Here is an 11,656-nt window from a genome sequence, read left to right as displayed (position 1 = left end):
GCACTCCCTTCCGAACTCGCCTTCTGGGCACTCTGGCACTGCCGTCACGCGCGCCCACCGGACGCCTTTCTCACCCGTTGATTTGCCCAACCGGATGCCCCACGCATCTGCCCGGCAGCGCCCGCGCGCCTGCCTGACGCGAACGTATGAGAATGCCCATGAGCACGCCCTTTGCCACCCTGCACGAAGCCCAATCCTTTCTGGACCAGAACCCGGATATCGAGATGTTCGAGCTGTTCATCCTCGACAACAACGGAGTGCCCCGGGGCAAGTTGCTGCACCGCGATGAGCTGCTGGCGGTCTATGAAAGTGGCCGGCCGCTGCCGAGTACGATCCTGGGCCTGACCATCAATGGCGACGACGTGGAGAACTCCGGGCTGGTCTGGGAAGTGGGCGATATCGACTGCCGCGCCTACCCGGTCAGCGGCAGTTTGCAGCGCATGCCGTGGCGCCTGATCCCGACGGCGGCGGTGCAGGTCAGCATGCACCCCACCGAAGGCATGCCCGCCACCGTGGCCGACCCGCGGCACTTGCTGGCCAAGGTGATCGAGGACCTCAAGGCCGACGGCTATTACCCGGTGATGGCGGCGGAGCTGGAGTTTTATTTGCTCGACCAGAAACCCGACAGCAACGGCCGCCCGCAACCGGCGCGGGATGTCGATGGGGGGCGCCCACGCTCGACCCAGGTCTACGGCCTGCGGGAACTGGAGCAGATCGAACCGTTCCTTGCCGACCTCTACAGCGCCTGCAAACTCCAGGGCATTCCGGCGCGCACGGCGATTTCCGAATACGCCCCGGGCCAGGTGGAAATCACCCTGGAGCACCGCAGCGACGCCCTGCAAGCCATGGACGAAGCGGTACGTTACAAGCGCCTGGTCAAGGGCGTGGCCCACAAGCACGGGATGACCGCGTGTTTCATGGCCAAGCCGTTCGATGACCTGGCCGGCACCGGCATGCACATGCACGTCAGCCTCGCAGACCGCGACGGCAATAACCTGTTTGCCAGCGAAGCACCCGACGGCACGCCGCTGTTGCGCCAGGCGGTGGGCGGCATGCTCAGCACCTTGCTCGACTCGTTGCTGATGTTCTGCCCGAACGCCAACTCCTACCGGCGCTTCCAGACCAACAGCTACGCGCCGCTGGCAGCCACCTGGGGCGTGGACAACCGCACGGTGACCCTGCGCGTACCGGGCGGGCCGGCGTTTTCCCGGCATATCGAACACCGAATCTGCGGCGCCGACGCCAACCCCTACCTTGCGGCGGCGGCGATCCTGGCGGGTATTCACCGAGGCATCCGCGAACAGCGCGATCCCGGCGCGCCGGTGGAGGGCAACGGTTACGCCCAGGCCAAGGAATTACTGCCCACCGATTGGTTGACCACCTTGCGCGCCCTTGAAGGCTCGTCCTGGGCCCGGGAAGCCTTTGGTGGTGAATTCCTCGGTGTGTACCTGGCGGTCAAGCGGGCCGAGTATCGCCAGTTCATGGGCGAAGTGGGGGAGCAGGACTGGCGCTGGTATTTGCACCCGGCCTGAAGATGAAGCCTTGATCGCAGACAGTTAACAGACAGGCTGGGCGCCGGATACTGGCCCTGCATGCGCGGTAAACAATCCTTCGACCTTTTTTTCACGAGACGGTGGTTAAGCTGCGGATGTCTGATCCATTAACAGAGTCGTGTGATGCCGTCGCAACTGCCGTCTTCCATCGAGATTGAATTTGCCGAACGTGCAGGCCAGGAGCATGCCCGGGTCTGCGCTGACACGCGCCCGCCCAAGTTGCTGCGGCGCCTGGCGCTGTGGCGCGATGAGCGACTGGTACGCCGTGCGCTGAAAATCGCCGGCGAACCGGGGCTGATCCTCGACCTGGCCTGCGGCTCGGGGCGCTTCTGGCCGGTGCTGGCCGAGCACAGCAACCGGGTGATCCTCGCGTCGGACAACTCCCAGGACATGCTCGACCACGCCCGTACCCACCATGCGCCGGGCTTGCTCAAGCGGATCAAGACGTTCCAGGGCTCGGCCTTTTCCATCGGCCTGTCGGCCAACGCGGTGGACTGCATTTTCTGCCTGGAGTTGTTTCGCCATGTGCCGACGGCAGAAGGGCGCCTGGCCCTGCTCGGTGAATTTCACCGGGTGAGCCGCGACACGGTGATTGTCTCGGTCAACAGCGACAGCGGTTACCGGGCGATGCAGCCCGCCCTGGCGGCGGTTGCCAGCCACCGGACGCAGGTGGAAGCGGAGTTTCGCCAGGCCGGTTTCAAGGTCCTCAGCCAGCAGGAATTCATGCCCGGCTCGGCCATGTGGCGGGTTTACGTCCTGCGTAAGAGAGGATAAGTCCCGCCCGTCGGACTATTCTTCAGATCCTATAGGAGTTTTCATGGCGGATGCTGTGCGGCGAATGCTCGCAACTCCCTTTCGCGATATATACTGCGCGCCATTCTTCAAGGGAGAGCCGTGTGGCCATCGATATTCACTGGATCTGCGACAACGATAGCCTCGGCCAGCACTGCGCCGAATGGCAGCAGTTGCCATTCGTCGCCCTCGACACCGAATTCATGCGGGTCGACACTTTTTATCCCATTGCCGGGCTGATCCAGATTGGTGATGGCGTTCGCGCTTACCTGATCGATCCCCTGACCATCGACAACTGGCAACCCTTGGCCGCCTTGCTGGAAAACCCGGCGGTGATCAAGGTGGTACACGCCTGCAGCGAAGACCTGGAAGTGTTGCTGCGCCTGACCGGCAGCCTGCCGGTGCCACTGTTCGACACCCAACTGGCGGCTGCGTACCTGAACCTCGGTTTCTCCATGGGCTATTCGCGTTTGGTGCAAGCCGTCCTCGATATCGAGTTGCCCAAGGGCGAAACCCGCTCGGACTGGCTGCAGCGGCCATTGTCCGAGACGCAAATCAGCTACGCCGCCGAAGACGCGGTGCACTTGGCGGAAGTCTACACACGCCTGCGCCCGAAACTTTCCGACGACAAGTACGCCTGGGTCCTGGAAGACGGCGCCGAGCTGGTGGCCAACCTGCGCCGCGAAGTCGACCCGTACGAGGTCTACCGCGACGCCAAGCTGGCCTGGAAACTGTCCCGTGCCCAGCTCGCCGTGTTGCGCGAACTGTGCGCCTGGCGCGAGCAGCAAGCCCGTGCCCGTGACCTGCCGCGCAACCGGATCATTCGTGAACACTCGTTATGGCCCCTGGCCAAATCCCAGCCGGATAACCTCGCCGCGCTGGGCAAGATCGAAGACATGCACCCGCGCACCGTGCGCCAGGACGGCGAGTTCCTGCTGGGCCTGATCAAGCGTGCCGGCAGCGTACCAATGGACCAATGGCCGCCGGCGGTTGCCGAGCCGTTGCCGGTGGACGCCGCCACGCTGATCAAGCAATTGCGCGCCCTGGGCCAGGCCGAGGCTGAGCGCCTGGACATGGCGCCGGAACTGATGCTGCGCAAGAAAACCCTCGAGGCCCTGGTCAAGAGTGGCTATCCCGAGGGGCCTTACCAATTGCCAGATTCGCTGCGTGGCTGGCGCCGCGAATTGATGGGCCAGGCGCTGCTGGACAGCCTGGCCACTGCCGGAGAACAGCCTTGAAACGTATTTGCTCCATCTATCGCAGCCTCAAACGAAACGAGATGTACCTCTACGTGCTGAAAAGCGATGCACTGGAGCGCGTGCCGGAAAGTCTGCTGGCCGCCTTCGGCAAGCCGCACCACGCCTTTGACCTGGTGCTGAGCCCGGAGCGCAAGCTGTCCCGCGAGGACATCACCGTGGTCCTGGAAAACCTCGAAAAGCAGGGCTACCACCTGCAAATGCCGCCGGCCGAGGACGAGTACATCGAACACTTGCCCGAAGAGCTGCTGCGACGTAATGACCCGATGTGATCGGTCAGTGCCCCGTCCGGGGCACATTCATCAATGGAATTCAATTTTTGGCGGTGGCAGCAACGGACAGTGAACTGGACCGGCGGCCGCCTGCAGTGTTTTTGAAAGGTTTGAACCATGCGCGTTCTGATTGCTGAACACGATCACCCGCTGTACGCCCGGCTGCTGCGCGAAGCGGCGCCGGACCTTGAGGTCATGACCAGCGGCGATTCCGCTGAACTGTCGCGCCTGGCGGCGGATTGCCCGGTGTGGCTGGGCCAGCCGGACCTGTTGGCGACCTTGCTGCGCCAGGGCCATCAGCCTCAATGGTTGCAATCGACCTGGGCGGGCATCACCCCACTGTTGGCTGAGGGCCTGCCGCGGGATTACCGCCTGACCCGCGCCGTGGGCATTTTTGGCCAGGTGATGGCCGAATACGTGCTCACCTACATGCTCGGCCACGAGCGTGAAGTGCTGGCGCGGCTGGTCAGCCAGGTCGAGCGCAAATGGGACAACCGCATGGGCCAGAGCCTGGCGGGGCGCAAGGTGCTGATCGTCGGCACCGGCGATATCGGCCGCAGCGTTGCGCAGTTCCTGTTGCCGTTTGGCGTGGAGTTGTACGGCATCGCCAGCGAAGCCCGTGAGCAGGCGCCTTTTATCGAAGTCGCCGCGCTTGAAGAGCTGCCACGGCTGGTAGGCGAGGTGGACTACGTGGTCAACCTGCTGCCCAACACCCCGAACACCCATGATTTGTACGATGCCGCGCTGTTCAAGCAGTTCAAGCCGACCGGGTTGTTTATCAACGTCGGGCGCGGTGTGGCGGTGGTCGATGCGGACCTGGTGGAGGCCTTGAAGGAAGGGCATCTGGCGGGTGCGGTGATCGACGTGTGCCGTCAGGAGCCATTGCCACAGCGTCATCCGTTCTGGACCGCCTGGGGCTTGCTGTTGACCGGGCACAGTTCCGCGCCGACCTCACCGGGGATGATGGTGCAGTTGTTTGTCGAGAATTTGCGCGCGTATCAGGCGCAGGAAGCATTGCGCGGGGAAGTGAGTTTCGAGCGCGGGTATTAACATCAGGAGCGAGCGCGCTCGCTCCTGGTGAGGTCTTACACGTTGAAATCGCCTTCCGATACCAGCTCGCTCAACGGCTTGCGCGGGCTTGGGGTTTCCCGGGCTTGCAGGTAATCGGCCAGGGTCGATTTGTCGCCCAGTTTGCCAATCGCCACGGCCGCGTGCAGGGCATAGCCCTCTGGCACCTTGAGTTCCTTGCGGGTCAGCTCCTGGTCGAAACCGGCCATGCCGTGGGTGTGCCAGCCGCTGAGGCTGGCTTGCAGCGCCAGGTGGCCCCAGGCGGAGCCGGTGTCAAAGGTGTGCCACAGGGCCGGGGTTTCCTCGGCGGCGCCGGGTACCTGGAAGTCGGTCTTCGACGCCACGATCACCAGGGCCGACGCATGCTGCGCCCAGCCACGGTTGAATTCGTTCAGCAGGCCCAGGAAACGTTCCCAGTTTGGTGTGTCACGGCGCGCGTAGAGGAAGCGCCACGGCTGCGAGTTGTAGGCCGAGGGTGACCAGCGGGCAGCTTCGAAGAAGCTCAGCAGGGTGTCTACCGGGATGCTTTCGCCGGTAAAGGCGCGCGGCGACCAGCGGTCGGTGAATTGCGGGTGGATCGGGTAGTCGGCGACGCGTGGGTTGCTGCTCATTGGGCTGATCCTGATGAAAAACCGGGGTTCAAAACTACTTCGCCGCCGACGGGCTGACAAGTCTTGTTCTACCGGCAGTCGTAAGCGCTTGGCCCCGGGGGCCATGGGCACTAGACTGGCGGCCTTTTAACATACCGATACCGATGTAGAGCCATGGCCGCCAAAGTCGAACCTTTCTGGATCCGCAAAACCCTCGAACAACTCGACCAGGATGAGTGGGAGTCGTTGTGCGACGGCTGCGGCCTGTGCTGCCTGCAAAAGCTCGAGGATGAAGACGACAACAGCGTCTATTACACGCGCATTGCCTGCAAACTGCTGGACCTGAAAACCTGCCAGTGCACCGATTACCCCAACCGTCGCGACTCGGTGCCCGATTGCATCCAGCTCACCCCGGGCCAGGCCGACCAGTTCAAATGGCTGCCGCCCACCTGCGGTTACCGGCTGGTCAGCGAGCGCAAGGACTTGCCGCTCTGGCACCATCTGGTCTGCGGTGACCGCGACGCCGTGCACCAGGAGCGCATTTCCCAGTCCGGGCGCATGCTCAGCGAAGGCAGCGTGCCCGAGGATGACTGGGAGGATTACCTGATTTTTCGCGCCGGTTGAAAAGGAGTGTGTATGACGGTTGGAGCCAGGCTGGCAGCAAGCCTGCTGTTGTTGGCATTGAGCGCGTCGGCGTGGGCGGCGAAGAAAGTTGACCTGGACTATCACGTCAAGCTGCTGCCCCAAAGTGATCAGGCTGAAGTACGCCTGAGCCTGTCACAGGGCTCGGCGGTGCGCAGCCTCAACTTCGACCTGGGCCGCGACGGCGACTACAGCGACTTCAAGGCCGATGGCCAGTGGCAAGTGCTGCCGGGCAATACGCCGGGTGACAGCCGAGGCCTATGGCAGCCCAGCGCCGACAAGGCCAGCCTGACCTACCGTGTCCGCCTGACCCATGCGCGCAAGAAGGGGATTTACGAAGCACGCATGACGCCGAGCTGGGCGCTGTTTCGGGGGGAAGACCTGGTGCCCACTGCACGCCTGGATCAACAGGACGGCATTGAACTGGTGTCGCGCCTGGTGTTTGAACTGCCTGCCGGCTGGAAAAGCGTCGAGACGTCATGGCCGCGCATCGGCAAGAACAAATTCCGCATCGACAACGTTTCCCGCCTGTTTGACCGGCCCACCGGCTGGATGCTCGCCGGCAATCTGGGCAGCCGCAGGATGCGCTTGGGCGAAACCGAAATCACTGTGGCTTCGCCCAAAGGGCAGGGCATGCACCGCATGGATGTGCTGACCTTGCTGACGTTTGTCTGGCCTCAGGTGCAAGCAGCGTTCCCGAGGCATCCGGCAAAACTGCTGGTGGTGGGCGCCAGCGATCCCATGCGGCGCGGCGCATTCGCGGCGCGCGATTCCATCTACCTCAACAGCCGCACACCGCTGGTCAGCGAAAACGGGAGCAGCCCGTTGATCCGTGAAGTGGTGCAGGCCATCGGCCGGTTCAATGACCATGAGGGCAGCGACTGGATCAGCGAAGGCTTGGCGCAGTATTACGCCATTGAACTGATGCGCCGCGCTGGCGGTATCAGTGACGACCGTTACGCCGCGATACAGGCCCGTCTGACCAAGGACGGCAAGGACGTGACGAGCCTGCGGGTCGAGCACGCCAACAGCGCGACGGTGGCGCGGGCGGTGGTGTTATTGCAGGAGCTGGACCGCGAGATTCGTGTGAAAACCCACAACAAGCGTTCGCTGGATGATTTGACCCAGGCGGTGATGCGTTTGAACAGCATCAGCACAAAGGAATTTGTGCAGCTGGGGGAGAGCATTATCGGCGAGTCGTCGGTGGTGCTCGACAGCAAGCTGCTGCACTGATCCCTGTAGGAGCCCGGCTTGCCGGCGATGAGGTCCTTGAGGACGCCATCGCCGGCAAGCCGGGCTCCTACAGGATCGGGATCGGGTTCAGTCAGTGGTTTTACTGGCTTTCTCAGCCGCCACTTCAGCCTTGGTCTTGAGGTTTTTCAGTTCCTCACCGGCGCGTTCAATCTTCGTGCGCACGGTGTTCATTTCCTGGCGACTGCGCTCCAGCAACTCTTTCGCCGAGCTGTGCCCGCTGATGCCGCGCGCCAATGCAACGCCACCAATCGCCACCTGAATCAAACCGAAAAAGCCGCCACGGCGCAGGCCTTTGCCCATCATCACCACGCCACCCGCCAGGGAGCCGATGCGTTCCCAGCCCTGGACGTTTTGTGTGGGTTGGCGCTCCAACGGTGTAGACCGGATAACGGGTCGCAGGGTTTTGCTGTCGCTCATGATCTGTCTCCAACAAGGGCTTATTGATATGCAACTGACTGCACACAGGCCGCGGACGTTCCCAAAAAATCAGTACTTGGGACCCGAACGGGTGTTGTTGCCCTTGGCCAGGCGGTCGTAAAGCACCACGTTGACGGTGGCGGCGAGGTTCATGCAACCGGTGGTCGGGATGTAGATCACGTCTTCACACCAGTCGCGAATCTCTTTGTCCAGGGAGCCGTCTTCCGGCCCGAAGATATACAGCGCGCGGTCCGGGTGGGTGTACTCGGGGAGAGGGCGGGCGCCTTCCACCAGCTCGACGGCGACCGGGATGCAGCCCAGGGGCAGGATCTTTTTCAGGTCGTCGATGCCGATCAGTGGAATGTCGTGGTGGACCTTCTTGGTGTCGGTAATAAAGTCCCGGGCCCGCTCGTAACGCTTGCCGGTGTAGAACACCGAGGCCACGCCGTAGCAGCCGGCGGCGCGCATCACCGAACCGACGTTTTCGGGGGATTTGGGGTTATACAGACCGATGCAGCTGTAGCGTTTATTGCCCACGGGAGAGGGTGCCTTCGAGAAAAACGGCGATTATACGGGGATTGCTCGAAAGGCGGTCGGTTTGAACGGCATGGGGTGCAACACTGTGGCGAGGGAGCTTGCTCCCGCTGGAGTGCGAAGCGCTCCCAAAAAACGTGGGGCCGCTACGCAGCCCAGCGGGAGCAAGCTCCCTCGCCACAGCAAGCCTCCTCCCACACCAGCCTCCTTCCACAGCAAGTCGCCCATCACATCGCTTCAGTCGTCTTTCTTCATCAACCCGGCCAGTGCCGCAAATGGGTTGTGCGTGGCCTTGGCAATCGTCGGGCTGCTGGTGGAGCCTTCGCCGAAATACTGCTGGTCGGTATACCGCGAGTGTTCGTTGTCGTGGCAATACAGGCACAGCAATTCCCAGTTGGAGCCGTCCTGGGGGTTGTCGTCATGATTATGGTTGCGATGGTGCACGGTCAGTTCGCTCAGGCGCTTGCCGGCGAATTCACGGGCGCAGCGGCCGCACACATGGGGGTACATCTTCAGGGCTTTGTCGCGATAGCCCATTTCCCGGTCGCGCTGGGCATCGGCGAGGATGCGGTCCAGCTTGGCGGTGTGGGAGGGCGGGTTGGTCGAGCTCATCATGGCTCCTGTCTTTTAGTGGATCACGGATAGCGTTGATTCTAGCTGCTTGCGGGGTAATAAACCTCCGGCTTTTTCCGCCGCAGTACACGCAGGTGCCAGGGAATGTTTGTAGTATCGGCGAACTGAATTCAAAGGAGCGGTACTCATGCGGATGCATTCATGGTGGTGGGCATTGCTGTTATGCGCCGTCAGCGTTCACGTCCAGGCGCTTTCCACGCCCCAGCCCGGCCAGGTGATCGAGGTGGCGCTGGAGCAACTCCATCCGACCCAGGCGGTCATCGGTTTTGACCAGATCCACTACAAGCTGGGGGTGTTTGCAGAGTCTCCCAAGAAGGTGTTCGACGAATACTGTGAGACCAACGGCCAGGGCGGAGCAGACACAGTGCCCAAAGGCGCCGATTTGCATAAGCCCGACAGTTTCACCTGCAAGGACCCGGTGGGCACTCACCCGGCAGACATGAAAACCGTGGTGGTCGGCCCCGCAGGCCAGCTGTACCTCACTGACGGCCATCACAGCTTCAGTACCTTGTGGGAACAGCCCGGTGCGGGTGCCACGCTGAAAATGTGGGTGCGGGTCACCGATAACTTCAGCGACAGCCCGGACCAGGCGACGTTCTGGAAACGGATGGAGCAGGCGCGCAAGGTCTGGCTCAAGGACGGCCAGGGAAAAACCATCAGCCCTGAGCAGATACCGGCACACCTGGGTTTCAAGGACCTCGGCGACGATAGGTTCCGCAGCCTGGTGTACTTCTCCCGCAAGGCTTCCTACGGCAAGCCGAACTCCGGCGCGGTGGTGCCGGAGTTCCTGGAATTCTATTGGGGCGGCTGGCTGCGCACGCAGATTGACCTCGGCGCGTTCAACCTGAACAAGCAAGGCGGGTATGAGGACGCTATCGAGGCGCTGGCCAAACGCATGGTCAGCCTGGCGCCCGATGCGCCGGTGGGGGGCAGCGGCTTCAGCGCTCAGCAGTTGGGCGGCTTTACGTCACTTAACCGCAAGGAACTGAACGATACGTTCAAGAAGAAAGTGCCCTACGTTATCGACAGCAGAAGTAAGTGACGAACCGTTAAGGGCGGCCTTGTGCCGCCTCTGTTCAGTCGGCTGCTTCAGCCCTTGAGCTTCTCGGCGATCCAGATGGTATGCCGGGTGCCTTTGTTTCCATGGGCAAACACCTGCACTTCTTCGGCCTTGAAGCCGGCCTTGCGCAGTTTGTCGCTGAACTGCTTGTCGGCGCTGGCCGACCACACCGCCAGCACGCCCTTGGGCCGCAGGGCCTTGGCGCAGGCGCTGAGGCCACCGGCGGAATACAGCCAACTGTTGGCTTTTTGCGTCAGGCCTTCGGGGCCGTTGTCGACGTCCAGCATGATCGCGTCAAAGCCCTGGGGCTCGGCCTGCAGCACTTTGGCCACGTCTTCCTGGCGGATCACGGTGCGCGGGTCCAGCAGCGGGCGGCCGGATTTTTCACCCAGCGGGCCGCGATTCCACTCCACCACGCCGGGCACCAGCTCGGCGACCACCACTTCGGCGGTCTTGCCCAAGTGCTTGAGCGCCGCCGCCAGGGTAAAGCCCATGCCCAGGCCGCCAATCAACACCCGGGAACCGGGCCGTCCGGCGACCTTGCGGCACGGGATTTCCGCCAGTGCATCCTCGGAGCCGTGCATGCGCGTGTTCATCAACTGGCCACCGTCACCGCCCTGAATCTTGATGACAAAATCCTCACCGTATTCGAACAGGCACAAGGCACCGCCGTTGTCGGGGATCGGAGTGGTGTCCAGCAGAACGAAACGTTTCATGGAAATCTCATTGGGAAGGGCATTCTTGCGCGGTTGGGAGTAGCCTTACGACTTTACGGTCAGGCCATGGAGCCATCGATGAAGTGCAGCATTCTAACGGTCATTGTATGGGGCGCGCTCACCCTTAGCGGTGCGGCCGGGGCCCAGGAGTCGCAAACCGTGCCGATCACCCCCGCGCCCACTGCGGGTTCGCCGGGTACTGCAACGCCCACACCTTATCCGCAAGTCACGCCGCCGGCGACGCCAAAGGTTTCCGGCGGTGGGGAACCGATGCTGGCACCGATCGTGTTGCCGACGCCGCCGAAGGACCAGACGATCCCCGGCTTGCAGCAAAACGACATCAAGCCCAAGACCCCGGGCGGTTAAAACTGCTGGGACAGCAATTGCCCATCCGCCATGCGCAGGCGCTTGGACAGGGCGATCGCAATCGCACGAATGATCTTGGCCGCGATTTTCGGTGCATCGTTGAGCATTTTTTCCAGGGAATCCTTGCCCAGGTTCAACAGCACGCAATCGCTGGCCGCCACACAGCTGGCGGAACGGCGCTCGCCATCCAGCACCGCCATCTCGCCAAAGGCCCGCCCGCTGCGCAAGGTGGCGATGGTCAGCCGCTGGCCTTCATGGTTGGTTTTCTGCACGGCCACCTGGCCTGAGTGGATGATGCACATGAAGGTGCCGGCGTCGCCCTCGAGGAAAATCACCTCGTCCCGGGCGATGCTGCTGATGTTGAAATAGCCCGCCGCCACATGGAAGTCTTCCGGTAGCAGCGGGTCGAAGAGCCCGCAGTCCATCAGCATGTCGCGGATTTCGTTATTGAGTAAGGTCGGTTCTGGCATGAGGCTTACAGTCTTTGTCCATAAATCGTGCAG

At 62.5% G+C, this 11,656-nt stretch carries 15 protein-coding genes; 9 read left to right on the top strand and 6 right to left on the bottom strand.

The window, feature by feature from the left end; all coding sequences use genetic code 11:
- The first annotated feature begins 158 nt into the window (after window positions 1-158).
- The 5 genes from P3C29_RS12845 to P3C29_RS12825 all read left to right on the top strand — a co-directional run bounded on the left by P3C29_RS12845 (window position 159) and on the right by P3C29_RS12825 (window position 4,923).
- Window positions 159-1,532 (top strand): glutamine synthetase family protein, encoded by a 1,374-nt coding sequence (locus P3C29_RS12845; protein WP_201122066.1) that lies wholly within the window; start codon window positions 159-161, stop codon window positions 1,530-1,532.
- 144 nt (window positions 1,533-1,676) lie between these two features.
- On the top strand, window positions 1,677-2,327 hold the full coding sequence (locus P3C29_RS12840; protein ID WP_275964649.1) for a class I SAM-dependent methyltransferase: 651 nt from the start codon (window positions 1,677-1,679) through the stop codon (window positions 2,325-2,327).
- A gap of 122 nt (window positions 2,328-2,449) precedes the next feature.
- On the top strand, window positions 2,450-3,583 hold the full coding sequence (rnd, locus tag P3C29_RS12835) for a ribonuclease D (RefSeq protein ID WP_003210666.1): 1,134 nt from the start codon (window positions 2,450-2,452) through the stop codon (window positions 3,581-3,583).
- Window positions 3,580-3,873 (top strand): YcgL domain-containing protein, encoded by a 294-nt coding sequence (locus tag P3C29_RS12830; RefSeq protein ID WP_003210667.1) that lies wholly within the window; start codon window positions 3,580-3,582, stop codon window positions 3,871-3,873. Before rnd ends, P3C29_RS12830 begins: the two co-directional genes overlap by 4 nt.
- Before the next feature lie 117 nt (window positions 3,874-3,990).
- Entirely contained in the window at window positions 3,991-4,923 is a 933-nt protein-coding gene (locus tag P3C29_RS12825) for a D-2-hydroxyacid dehydrogenase (protein WP_010176533.1), read from the top strand.
- Between the two features lie 35 nt (window positions 4,924-4,958).
- Here the strand turns inward: P3C29_RS12825 and P3C29_RS12820 are convergent, their stop codons facing one another.
- Complete coding sequence (locus tag P3C29_RS12820; protein ID WP_201122070.1) at window positions 4,959-5,552, bottom strand: nitroreductase family protein; 594 nt, start codon at window positions 5,550-5,552, stop codon at window positions 4,959-4,961.
- A 153-nt stretch (window positions 5,553-5,705) separates the two neighbouring features.
- Here P3C29_RS12820 and P3C29_RS12815 point away from each other — a divergent pair, with 153 nt between their 5' ends.
- Together P3C29_RS12815 and P3C29_RS12810 are read left to right on the top strand one after the other, a co-directional pair.
- On the top strand, window positions 5,706-6,155 hold the full coding sequence (locus P3C29_RS12815; protein ID WP_010176530.1) for a YcgN family cysteine cluster protein: 450 nt from the start codon (window positions 5,706-5,708) through the stop codon (window positions 6,153-6,155).
- A 12-nt stretch (window positions 6,156-6,167) separates the two neighbouring features.
- A complete protein-coding gene (locus tag P3C29_RS12810) occupies window positions 6,168-7,406 on the top strand; it encodes a hypothetical protein (RefSeq protein ID WP_201122072.1) in 1,239 nt (412 codons plus the stop codon).
- 87 nt (window positions 7,407-7,493) lie between these two features.
- Here the strand turns inward: P3C29_RS12810 and P3C29_RS12805 are convergent, their stop codons facing one another.
- From P3C29_RS12805 to P3C29_RS12795, 3 genes are all read right to left on the bottom strand, one after another.
- Entirely contained in the window at window positions 7,494-7,844 is a 351-nt protein-coding gene (locus tag P3C29_RS12805; RefSeq protein WP_275964647.1) for a DUF2892 domain-containing protein, read from the bottom strand.
- A 69-nt stretch (window positions 7,845-7,913) separates the two neighbouring features.
- Window positions 7,914-8,381, bottom strand: a complete 468-nt coding sequence (locus tag P3C29_RS12800; protein WP_003210674.1) for an RNA methyltransferase — start codon at window positions 8,379-8,381, stop codon at window positions 7,914-7,916.
- 234 nt (window positions 8,382-8,615) lie between these two features.
- A complete protein-coding gene (locus tag P3C29_RS12795; protein WP_003210675.1) occupies window positions 8,616-8,990 on the bottom strand; it encodes a YajD family HNH nuclease in 375 nt (124 codons plus the stop codon).
- 148 nt (window positions 8,991-9,138) lie between these two features.
- On the opposite strand from P3C29_RS12795, the gene P3C29_RS12790 reads away from it, so the two are divergent.
- Window positions 9,139-10,053, top strand: coding sequence for a ParB/Srx family N-terminal domain-containing protein (locus tag P3C29_RS12790; RefSeq protein WP_275964646.1), 915 nt, complete (start codon window positions 9,139-9,141; stop codon window positions 10,051-10,053).
- A 47-nt stretch (window positions 10,054-10,100) separates the two neighbouring features.
- Here P3C29_RS12790 and P3C29_RS12785 read toward each other — a convergent pair whose 3' ends face one another.
- A complete protein-coding gene (locus P3C29_RS12785; protein ID WP_275964645.1) occupies window positions 10,101-10,787 on the bottom strand; it encodes a hypothetical protein in 687 nt (228 codons plus the stop codon).
- Between the two features lie 78 nt (window positions 10,788-10,865).
- Between P3C29_RS12785 and P3C29_RS12780 the strand changes: the two genes are divergently transcribed.
- Window positions 10,866-11,153 carry a hypothetical protein gene (locus P3C29_RS12780; protein WP_201122076.1) on the top strand — a complete coding sequence of 96 codons (288 nt, stop codon included), beginning with the start codon at window positions 10,866-10,868 and terminating at the stop codon, window positions 11,151-11,153.
- Here the strand turns inward: P3C29_RS12780 and P3C29_RS12775 are convergent.
- Entirely contained in the window at window positions 11,150-11,623 is a 474-nt protein-coding gene (locus P3C29_RS12775; protein ID WP_010176525.1) for a cyclic nucleotide-binding domain-containing protein, read from the bottom strand. The two genes, P3C29_RS12780 and P3C29_RS12775, sit on opposite strands and share 4 nt — an antisense overlap.
- Window positions 11,624-11,656 lie beyond the last annotated feature (33 nt).

Origin of the sequence: Pseudomonas sp. 1912-s (assembly GCF_029269205.1) — a bacterium.
GTDB lineage: Bacteria > Pseudomonadota > Gammaproteobacteria > Pseudomonadales > Pseudomonadaceae > Aquipseudomonas.
Note: the sequence above shows the minus strand (reverse complement) of the source record. Positions and strands in the feature narration are given on the sequence as shown.